Raw genomic sequence first — 7,664 nt, 5'->3', positions numbered from 1 at the left:
CAACGGGAAATACCGGAGTAACCGGAGTCACAGGCTCGACCGGAAATACAGGAGTAACAGGGGATACAGGTCCAACAGGAAGTACTGGCCCGACCGGAAACACCGGCCCAACAGGAAACACCGGAGCAACAGGAAACACCGGAGCAACAGGAAACACCGGAGCAACAGGAAACACCGGTCCAACCGGAAGTACCGGAGCAACAGGAAATACCGGAGTAACAGGAACCACAGGTCCAACCGGAAATACCGGAGCAACAGGAAGCACCGGAGCAACAGGGGCAACCGGAGCGACCGGGGTTAGTACAACTGCAACGTATGCATTTGCGAATAATACATCAGGAACTGCTATTTCTGTTTTGTTAGGTGGTACTAATGTACCGTTACCGAACAATCAAAATATTGGACCAGGAATTACCGTTAGCGGAGGAAATACTGTATTTACAGTTGCGAATGCAGGGAATTATTATATAGCTTATACAATTAATTTAACGGCAGGATTACTTGTAAGTTCTCGTATAACTGTAAATGGCAGCCCGCTTGCAGGAACAATAAATTCACCAGCAGTAGCTACGGGTTCATTTAATGCGACAATAATTGCTAACTTGCCTGCTGGCGCAACTGTTAGCTTGCAATTATTTGGATTACTTGCGGTGGCTACATTATCGACGACAACACCAGGAGCTACTTTAACGATTATTAGATTGAGTTAATAAGAAGAAAACCTTGGGGCTTTTATGCTTCAAGGTTTTTTATCTCCTTATTTGTATGTAGTCTCATTGATTAGGAAAGTTTTACTTTATTCACTTGAGCAAAAACATCGCAGTTCGAAAATATATTATAATAGAATGAAAAGAGAGAAGTTTGGCAGAAAGGGAGGGTGGCGATGCAGGAGATGGTTACAGATTTTTTTGGACGCCCGCTTCAAGATTTGCGTATATCTGTCATTGATCGTTGCAATTTTAGATGTACATATTGTATGCCAGCGGAAGTGTTTGGGCCAGATTATGCTTTTTTAAAAGATGAGTTTTTACTGACGTTTGATGAAATTGAGCGTTTAGCAAAACTATTTGTTAGCATCGGTGTACGAAAAATTAGACTTACTGGTGGCGAGCCACTACTTCGTAAAGATTTAACAAAACTTATTGCAAGTCTCGTGAAAATTGACGGGCTATTAGATATAGGATTAACGACCAATGCAATTCATTTAACAAAGCAAGCAAAAGCATTAAAAGAAGCTGGATTACATAGAGTAAATGTTAGTTTGGATGCAATAGATGATGATGTATTCAAGGCTATTAATGGCCGAAATATTAATACGAAACCTGTTATAAAGGGAATTATGGCTGCAAAAGAGGCTGGGCTTGATGTAAAGGTAAACATGGTTGTGAAAAAAGGGATGAATGATCATCAAGTACTTCCGATGGCTGCGTATTTTAAAGAGCAAGGAATCCCGCTTAGGTTCATTGAGTTTATGGATGTTGGTAGTACAAATGGATGGAACTTTGATCAAGTCGTTACGAAGCGAGAGTTAATTGAGATGATTCATCGCGTGTATCCGCTTGAGCCAGCTGAAGCGCATTATTTTGGTGAAGTGGCGAAGCGATATCGTTACGTTGGAACAAACGTCGAGGTTGGTTTTATTACTTCTGTTTCTGAGTCATTTTGTTCCTCTTGTACGAGAGCGAGAATTTCGGCAGATGGAAAGTTTTATACTTGTTTGTTTGCGACAGAAGGCCTCGACATAAGGGAACTTCTTAGAGCAAAGCTTTCGGATGATGAGTTATTAAGCGTTATACAAGATGTATGGATGAATAGAAAAGATAGGTATTCGGATGAACGGACAGAAGAAAGTGCGAAAAATCGTCCGAAAATTGAAATGTCTTATATAGGAGGATAAGAAAGGAGGCTATCGTATGCAGGAGCGATATTCAAGGCAAATATTATTTTCCGGTGTTGGAGAAGAAGGACAGAGAAAAATTAGAGAGAAGCATGTGCTTATTATTGGTGCGGGAGCTCTTGGTGCAGCAAATGCAGAAGCGGTTGTTAGAGCAGGTGTTGGAAAAATAACAATTGCGGATCGTGATTATGTAGAGTGGAGTAATTTACAAAGACAACAATTATATACAGAAGAAGACGCAAAGCAGTATAAACCGAAGGCGGTAGCAGCGGCAGAGCATTTAAAAGCGATTAATTCTGAGGTGGAAATAAATCCGGTTGTAACTGATGTAACAGTGCAGGAAATGGAAGAGCTAGTGAAGGGTGTAGATTTAATATTAGATGCGACAGATAATTTTGAAACACGTCTTCTTATTAATGATATTTCACAAAAGTATAATATTCCGTGGATATATGGTGGTTGCGTTGGAAGCTACGGAGTAACGTATACAATTGTACCAGGAAAAACACCATGTTTCCGCTGTTTAATGGAGCATCCGGCGAGCGGAGCAACATGTGATACGGCTGGCATTATACAGCCGGCAGTGCAATTGGTAGTTGCGCATCAAATAACGGAAGCGCTGAAAATATTAGTAGAAGACTATGGGGCGCTTCGCGAAACGATGTTATCGTTTGATCTTTGGAATAATCAACAGATGGCATTTAAAGTGAATAGACAGAAAAAAGACACGTGTTTATCTTGCGGAAGATTACGTACATATCCGAGTTTAACATTTGAAGCGCAAACGAAAACAGAAGTGTTATGCGGACGAAATACAGTACAAATCCGTCCAGGTGTGCGGAATGAATTCAATTTAGAAGAAATTAAAAAGCGCTTACAAAGAAGTGTGGATGTAAAAGCTACTCCGTATTTAGTATCGTTTCTAGTAGAGGAATTTCGTTTTGTTTTATTTACAGATGGTAGGGCGTTTATTCATGGGACGAATGATATAAATGTGGCAAAACGTTTATATGCCAGATATATAGGTTGAACCTAAAGGGAAACCCTTTAGGTTCAACAGGGAGAAGATTAAGACTTTCTCGCATAATCTCCACTTTTTCCACCTGTTTTTTCAAGTAAGTACGTTTCACCAATAATCATACCTTTATCAACAGCTTTACACATATCGTACACGGTAAGAGCGGTAGCGGAAGCAGCTGTTAAAGCTTCCATTTCAACACCGGTGCTACCTTCTGTTTTAACTTTTACTTCAATAAGTAATCGATATTGTTCATCGGATTGTTTCCAATCGAAAGAAACGTCAACACCTTTTAATAATAAAGGATGACACATTGGGATAATATCAGAAGTGCGTTTCGCAGCCATAATACCAGCGATTTGTGCAACTGCTAATACGTCACCTTTCCCGATTTCATTATGAGAGATTTTATCGTAAATTTCTTTCGTAACGACAATGCTAGAGCACGCAATTGCTGTTCGAACGGTTGCTTTTTTGTCGCTTATATCAACCATCTTCGCGCGTCCTTGGTCATTAAAGTGTGTGAATGAAGACATGGAATTCCTCCTTGAAGTAATTTCTATTTAATATATAAAGTTTAATCGAGATAAAAAAAATTGCAAATATGGGGTGAGAAACGATGGTAGAAAAACGAATTCCGATTCAAGTTGCTGAGGCAGTAGAGAGAGTAATGGAATATGCGAAAATTGGTGAAGTAGAAGAGGTTTCTATTACGGAAAGTTACGGGAGAATTCTTGGGGAGGATGTTGTCTCTGATCATGACGTTCCTCATTTTGATCGTTCTCCTTACGATGGTTTCGCAATTCGAGCAGAAGATACGAAAGAAGCAAATCAAGAGAATGCAATTGAGTTTGAAGTAATAGGAGAAATCGGGGCTGGATCTGTTTTTCTAGAGGCAGTAGGATCTTTTCAGGCGGTTCGTATTATGACAGGAGCAGCTATTCCAGCGGATTGTAATGCCGTCGTAATGCTAGAACTGACGGAAGGTTTTGAGAAGAACGGAAAAACATATATGAAGTTAAAGCGTCCTTTTCATAGTGGCGACAATGTGTCATTTAAAGGGGAAGATATAAAACAAAATCAAGTTCTCGTTCAGAAAGGTGTTGCAATTAATCCAGGTGTTGCGGCCTTATTAGCGACGTTTGGATATAGTACTGTGAAAGTAGTAAAACAGCCTGTTATTGGTATTGTGACGACAGGAAGTGAATTATTAGAAGTACATGAGTCATTACAGCCGGGGAAAATTAGAAATAGTAATTCTTATATGATTGCCGCCCAAATTATGAAAGCTGGGGGTAAAGTCCGTTATTATGGCCAACTTGCCGACGAGTTAGATGCATGTTTTACAGCCGTTCAATCAGCAATGGATGAAGTTGATATTTTAATTACGACAGGCGGTGTGTCGGTAGGAGATTATGACTACTTGCCAGCTATTTATGAAAGATTACAAGCGAATGTACTCTTTAATAAAATAGCGATGAGACCAGGAAGTGTAACGACTGTAGCTGAAGTTGATGGAAAGTTACTTTTCGGTTTATCAGGGAATCCGTCAGCTTGTTATGTGGGATTTGAGTTATTTGTGGACCCGGTTATAAAAACTTATTTGTATGCGAAGGAACCACACGTATATAGAGCAGATGCTATTTTACAAAAAGATTTTCCAAAACCAAATCCGTTTACTCGTTTTGTAAGAGCAAAGGTGACAATCGTGGACGGGGCATTACACGCGATGCCGGTCGGTTTAGATAAATCGAGTGCGGTATCTTCACTTGCAGATGCGAATGCTTTTATTGTGTTGCCTGGAGGAACGAGAGGCTTTGAGGCAGGGATGAATGTGTCTGTATTATTGTTAGAGCACGCTGAGGGATGTGATTGGCCATGGGCAAAGCCCCTTCAATCTTACAAATAGTAGGGTATCAAAATAGCGGGAAAACAACACTTGTTGAGAAAATTGTACATGTATTAACTGAAAGCGAAATGAAAGTTGCTACCATTAAACATCACGGGCACGGTGGTTTTCCAGAAGTAGCACAAAAAGATAGTGAAAAGCATCGAAAGGCTGGTGCTGTTGTCAGTAGTGTGGAAGGTGCTGGATTACTTTCCCTTTCGTCATTAAGAGAGAAATGGTCGTTGCAAGAAATTATTCGCTTATATGAGTTTTTTGAAGTAGATACAATTTTAATTGAAGGTTATAAAAAAGAGAGCTATCCGAAAGTGGTGTTACTTCGTTCTGCGGAAGACATTGAACTTTTACATAAAGTAGAGAATATAGTAGCAGTTATTACGTGGTATGATGCTCCTACAAACTTACGAGAAGAATATAAAGTATTTCATATAACAGAAGAAGATTTGTATATAGATTGGTTTGTACAAACGGTAAGGAGAAAGAAACAGTAAACAAAAACATAGACAAAAGTAGGCATATATAATAAAAAGTACTTATGAAACAATATAAACCGAAAGAATTTTCAGAAATGCTTCTTAATGTTTCTGTTAAGACATTACGAAGGTGGGACAATCAAGGTGCTTTAACTGCTTACCGAAACCCAAAAGGAAGAAGATACTATACAGAAGAACAGTATAAGGAATATATGGGTATTCAAGAAGAACTTGTTCAGGATTTAATATCTATCATTCATGTATTTAGCTGTAGAATATATGGATTGAGAAAATACAAAAAGAAAATGTCGGAGGATGAAGACTTATGAAAAGAGCATATTTAATAGAAATCAAACCGACAACTGAACAAATTAGTAAAATCCGTCAAACTATTGGGGTGTGTCGATATGTATATAACCTGTATATCTCTAAAAATAAAGAGGCATATGAGTCGGAGGGGAAATTTCTTAGTGGCTATGACTTTTCTAAATGGCTAAACAACATTTATACAAAAGAGTGTGACCAGTGGATTAAAGAAGTGTCGAGCAAAGCGGTAAAACAAGCGATTATGAATGGAGATAAAGCTTTTAAGCGATTTTTTAAAGGGTTATCCAAATTTCCACGATATAAGAAAAAGAAGAAGCAAGATGTGAAATGTTATTTTCCTAAAAACAATAAAACAGATTGGACAGTAGAAAGACATAGAGTAAAAATCCCCACAATTGGTTGGACAAGGTTAAAAGAATATGGATATATCCCTAAAAATGCAACTGTAAAAAGTGGCACAGTATATCAAAGAGCAGGAAGATACTATGTTTCTATACTCTGTGAAGTGAAAGAGGTAAAACCAAATTCAATTCTCAATGCAGTAGGTATAGGAATTGATTTGGGAATTAAAGACTTCGCTGTACGTAGCGATGGAAAAACTCACAAAAATATAAATAAAACAGTACAAGTAAAAAAGATAGAAAAACGGTTAAAACGTGAACAACGCTCTTTATCACGCAAATTTGAAAATATAAGAAAGAGAGGTGAACAACCTGTTACTAATAAAAGAGCGAATATAAACAAAAATATTCTTAGGGTGCAAAAACTACATGCTAGGCTAGCAAATATTCGATTAGCGTATGTAAAGTCTATTGTAAATGATGTGGTGAAAACCAAGCCAACGTTTATTACAGTAGAAGATTTGAATGTGAAAGGTATGATGAAGAACAAACATCTATCTAAAGCTGTAGCGCAACAATGTTTTTATGCTTTTAAAACATGGTTATCAACGAAATGTAGGGAATATGGAATTGAACTACGGCAAGTGGACAGATTCTATCCATCTTCTAAAATATGTTCATGTTGCGGTCAAAAAAAGTCGGATTTAAAGCTGTCTGACCGAGTATATACATGTGATTGTGGAAATGTAATGGATAGAGATTTGAATGCGTCAATCAACCTTTTACAAGCAAAAAAATATACAATACTAACGTAAATAGATTGTATATATGTACGGTGGGCTACATCGGAATTTACGCCTGTGGAGTGTCACAGCAAACTGTAGTAGCAAGTGATTAGCGAGGCAGGGCACGTAGAAGCAGGAATACTCTAAGAATATACATTTGTCTATATTTTTAGTAGCAGTGCGAAATGACAAATACGTATTACGAAGTAATTGATACAGAAATCTCCATTGAAGAGGTAGCGAAGAGAGTAATTCGCCGCGAATGCGGTGCTGTTACAACATTTATTGGAACGGTTAGAGAGTTTACGAAAGGGCGTCGTACATTATACTTAGAATATGTCGCTTATAAAACGATGGCAGAAAAGATGCTAGAGAAAATCGGATCAGAAGTGAAAGAAAAATGGCCAGATACACACGTTGCAATTACACATCGCATCGGTACACTGCAAATTTCTGATATCGCGGTTGTTGTAGCTGTTTCAACGCCGCATCGTAAAGCGGCCTATGAAGCAAATGAATATATTATGGAACGCATAAAACAAATTGTTCCGATTTGGAAAAAGGAGTTTTGGGAAGATGGAGACTCTTGGATTGGCGATCAATTAGAAAAAACGCCATATCCGGCGGGAGAGCCTGGGAAGGAGCTATAAGTATGATTCGAGTATTGTTATTTGCTAACTTACAAGAAGAAGCAGGAAGAAGTGAATTACAAATAGAGAAAGAAAGTATTACGGTTGCAGAGTTAAAAGATGTTGTTGCAAAAGAATATAATGTACCAGTCACAGAACCAATTATGGTTGCGATTAATGAAGAATATGCAAATGAAGAAGATACGATTCAATCTGGTGATGTTGTTGCACTAATCCCGCCAGTGAGCGGTGGTTAATATTGGATTCATTAAAACGACTTTCCTATGT

At 38.3% G+C, this 7,664-nt stretch carries 10 protein-coding genes; 9 read left to right on the top strand and 1 reads right to left on the bottom strand.

Going from position 1 to position 7,664, the window contains the following annotated elements:
• The 3 genes from ACVWY7_RS03410 to ACVWY7_RS03400 form a co-directional block, all read left to right on the top strand.
• The coding region (locus ACVWY7_RS03410) for a BclA C-terminal domain-containing protein (RefSeq protein WP_456523666.1) at positions 1-710 on the top strand (710 nt) is incomplete at its 5' end.
• 173 nt (positions 711-883) lie between these two features.
• On the top strand, positions 884-1,897 hold the full coding sequence (moaA, locus tag ACVWY7_RS03405; RefSeq protein WP_001157145.1) for a GTP 3',8-cyclase MoaA: 1,014 nt from the start codon (positions 884-886) through the stop codon (positions 1,895-1,897).
• A 16-nt stretch (positions 1,898-1,913) separates the two neighbouring features.
• Positions 1,914-2,927 (top strand): molybdopterin-synthase adenylyltransferase MoeB, encoded by a 1,014-nt coding sequence (locus ACVWY7_RS03400; RefSeq protein ID WP_001158111.1) that lies wholly within the window; start codon positions 1,914-1,916, stop codon positions 2,925-2,927.
• 38 nt (positions 2,928-2,965) lie between these two features.
• On the opposite strand, the gene moaC is transcribed toward ACVWY7_RS03400, so the two are convergent.
• The gene (gene moaC, locus ACVWY7_RS03395; protein ID WP_000094140.1) at positions 2,966-3,451 is read right to left on the bottom strand and encodes a cyclic pyranopterin monophosphate synthase MoaC; all 486 of its coding nucleotides are present in this window, start codon (positions 3,449-3,451) and stop codon (positions 2,966-2,968) included.
• 83 nt (positions 3,452-3,534) lie between these two features.
• On the opposite strand from moaC, the gene moeA reads away from it, so the two are divergent.
• The 6 genes from moeA to moaD all read left to right on the top strand — a co-directional run bounded on the left by moeA (position 3,535) and on the right by moaD (position 7,633).
• Entirely contained in the window at positions 3,535-4,824 is a 1,290-nt protein-coding gene (gene moeA / locus ACVWY7_RS03390; protein ID WP_073522194.1) for a molybdopterin molybdotransferase MoeA, read from the top strand.
• The gene (gene mobB / locus ACVWY7_RS03385; RefSeq protein WP_073522192.1) at positions 4,794-5,312 is read left to right on the top strand and encodes a molybdopterin-guanine dinucleotide biosynthesis protein B; all 519 of its coding nucleotides are present in this window, start codon (positions 4,794-4,796) and stop codon (positions 5,310-5,312) included. The genes moeA and mobB overlap by 31 nt, the downstream gene beginning before the upstream one ends.
• 44 nt (positions 5,313-5,356) lie before the next feature.
• Positions 5,357-5,623, top strand: a complete 267-nt coding sequence (locus tag ACVWY7_RS03380; RefSeq protein ID WP_000816197.1) for a MerR family transcriptional regulator — start codon at positions 5,357-5,359, stop codon at positions 5,621-5,623.
• The gene (locus ACVWY7_RS03375) at positions 5,620-6,777 is read left to right on the top strand and encodes an RNA-guided endonuclease InsQ/TnpB family protein (RefSeq protein WP_046947158.1); all 1,158 of its coding nucleotides are present in this window, start codon (positions 5,620-5,622) and stop codon (positions 6,775-6,777) included. Before ACVWY7_RS03380 ends, ACVWY7_RS03375 begins: the two co-directional genes overlap by 4 nt.
• Before the next feature lie 155 nt (positions 6,778-6,932).
• On the top strand, positions 6,933-7,397 hold the full coding sequence (gene moaE, locus ACVWY7_RS03370; RefSeq protein WP_000185934.1) for a molybdopterin synthase catalytic subunit MoaE: 465 nt from the start codon (positions 6,933-6,935) through the stop codon (positions 7,395-7,397).
• A gap of 2 nt (positions 7,398-7,399) precedes the next feature.
• Complete coding sequence (gene moaD, locus ACVWY7_RS03365) at positions 7,400-7,633, top strand: molybdopterin converting factor subunit 1 (RefSeq protein ID WP_000621794.1); 234 nt, start codon at positions 7,400-7,402, stop codon at positions 7,631-7,633.
• Positions 7,634-7,664: the final 31 nt, after the last annotated feature.

This window comes from Bacillus sp. TE9106W, from assembly GCF_054062215.1.
Note: the sequence above shows the minus strand (reverse complement) of the source record. Positions and strands in the feature narration are given on the sequence as shown.

Excerpts from the sequence above, each read along its gene's own strand:
- moaD (WP_000621794.1), top strand. The coding sequence starts at position 7,400 with ATGATTCGAGTATTGTTATTTGCTAACTTACAAGAAGAAGCAGGAAGA.
- ACVWY7_RS03380 (WP_000816197.1), top strand. The coding sequence starts at position 5,357 with ATGAAACAATATAAACCGAAAGAATTTTCAGAAATGCTTCTTAATGTT.
- mobB (WP_073522192.1), top strand. The coding sequence starts at position 4,794 with ATGGGCAAAGCCCCTTCAATCTTACAAATAGTAGGGTATCAAAATAGC.
- moaC (WP_000094140.1), bottom strand. The coding sequence starts at position 3,451 with ATGTCTTCATTCACACACTTTAATGACCAAGGACGCGCGAAGATGGTT.
- ACVWY7_RS03400 (WP_001158111.1), top strand. The coding sequence starts at position 1,914 with ATGCAGGAGCGATATTCAAGGCAAATATTATTTTCCGGTGTTGGAGAA.
- moaE (WP_000185934.1), top strand. The coding sequence starts at position 6,933 with ATGACAAATACGTATTACGAAGTAATTGATACAGAAATCTCCATTGAA.
- moeA (WP_073522194.1), top strand. The coding sequence starts at position 3,535 with ATGGTAGAAAAACGAATTCCGATTCAAGTTGCTGAGGCAGTAGAGAGA.
- ACVWY7_RS03375 (WP_046947158.1), top strand. The coding sequence starts at position 5,620 with ATGAAAAGAGCATATTTAATAGAAATCAAACCGACAACTGAACAAATT.
- moaA (WP_001157145.1), top strand. The coding sequence starts at position 884 with ATGCAGGAGATGGTTACAGATTTTTTTGGACGCCCGCTTCAAGATTTG.